The 1,205-nt window shown below is 74.0% G+C and carries 2 protein-coding genes; both read left to right on the top strand.

Translation table 11 applies throughout. The features are described from left to right. The coding region (locus G3I40_RS36180; RefSeq protein WP_164559068.1) for an ANTAR domain-containing protein at positions 1-396 on the top strand (396 nt) is incomplete at its 5' end. A 371-nt stretch (positions 397-767) separates the two neighbouring features. After that, positions 768-1,163 (top strand): STAS domain-containing protein, encoded by a 396-nt coding sequence (locus G3I40_RS36185; RefSeq protein WP_164559069.1) that lies wholly within the window; start codon positions 768-770, stop codon positions 1,161-1,163. The last annotated feature ends 42 nt before the right edge of the window (positions 1,164-1,205 follow it).

Here is a 1,205-nt window from a genome sequence, read left to right on the forward strand (position 1 = left end):
CCGCGCGCCGCGGCGCTGGGCATCGGCCGGGTCACGGCGCTGCCGCTGCGCTCCAAGGACGGTACGGCCGGCGCGCTGGTGTTGTTCCAGCAGCCGGGCGGCCCGTTGGACGAGCGGGGCCTCGGGCTGGCCCGCAGCCTCGCCGACACCGCCGCGCACACGTTGTCGCTGCAGCGCGAGGTGAGCGAGAGCCGGGTCCTGGCGGGCCAGTTGGAGCACGCGCTGTCCAGCCGCGTCGTGGTGGAGCAGGCCAAGGGCATCCTCGCGGCCCGGCACGGCATCGCCCTGGACGTCGCGTTCGACCGCCTGCGCCGGCATGCGCGTTCCCACCAGCGCAAGGTCGCCGAGGTGGCTCGCGAGATCACCGAGGGACGCGACGACCTGGCGGGCCACTAGGGGACCTGTCTTCACACTCCCGCCTGCCCCACGACGCCCGGCACGCTCCCCCAGCCACCGCTGGGAGGTGCCCCCGCTCGCCGTACCGGGCGCAGACGACACTGCCCACAGGGCCTGTCGGGTGCGCGTACGCCAGGCATCACCCGGGGCGCCGCTGCTCCCGCATTCCTTCACCAACTGGGCGGAGGAGAAAGGCAGTACGCCCCTTCCGGTCGTCGCCGAACCTTTCCCTGCAACCACAACCGTCCCCCGCGCGCCCGCGTAGTCTCGCAAGACGGTCGCCCCGGACCCGGCCCTCTCCGTGCAGTTCGTTCCGCGCAACAGAGGCTCTGCGCACGTGATGTATCACCTTGCCGGAGGAGTGGGGGCTCATGAGCTCTGCCCAGCCGCTGTTTCCCGTCCCGTTCGAGGACTGCCGCGTGGTACGCGCCCGTGGCGAGCTGGATCTGACCACCGTGGCCCCTGTGGTGGGGGCCCTGCACCGGGCCCGTGCCGGCACCGGACGGCTCTGTCTCATCGTCGACCTGAGCGCGGTGACGTTCGCGGACAGCAGCATCCTGGAACCGCTGTGCGAGGTGTGGGCCGAGAGCCGGGCGCGGCACGGCTGGACCCGGCTCGTCTACACCAGGCCGTCCACCGCCCTGCTCCTGCGGGTCGGCGGCGTCGCCGACCGGTTCCCCGGCTACGCGAGCGTCCGGGACGCCTGGCGCGGGACGGTCGACGTCCGCGGACCGGGCGACGCGACGGCCCGGGGCGGGGCCGCGTGACGGTCGCCGGACACCGGTGACCGAGAAGGGCGCCCGCGCCCC

It is taken from the genome of Streptomyces sp. SID14478, from assembly GCF_010548525.1.
GTDB lineage: Bacteria > Actinomycetota > Actinomycetes > Streptomycetales > Streptomycetaceae > Streptomyces.